Genomic DNA, 241 nt, shown 5'->3' with positions numbered 1-241 from the left:
GGTTTGCGGTACGGGCACCCTCGCCCTCGGTAGAGGCTTTTCTCGGCAGCCTGGACTCGGTTGCTTCGGTACTCTTTCTTCCCTCCCCATCACCTCTCGGGCTTCACGTGGAACGGATTTCCCTGTCCCACTCCCTACAGGCTTGGACGCGCTTTTCCAGCCGCGCGCTCAACCTATCCTTCTGCGTCACCCCTTCCCTCAAGCGGGCTCGGGTGGCAGGGGATTCTCAACCCCTTACCCA

General features: G+C 61.8%; 1 rRNA gene. It reads right to left on the bottom strand.

The features are described 5' to 3' along the window. Nucleotides 1–241: ribosomal RNA gene (locus ciss_RS09665) — 23S ribosomal RNA — on the bottom strand; the annotation flags it as partial.

Source organism: Carboxydothermus islandicus (assembly GCF_001950325.1).
Taxonomy (GTDB): Bacteria; Bacillota; Z-2901; order Carboxydothermales; family Carboxydothermaceae; genus Carboxydothermus; species Carboxydothermus islandicus.
The sequence above is the reverse complement of the archived record's forward strand: the minus strand, read 5'-3'. Positions and strand labels throughout refer to the sequence as shown.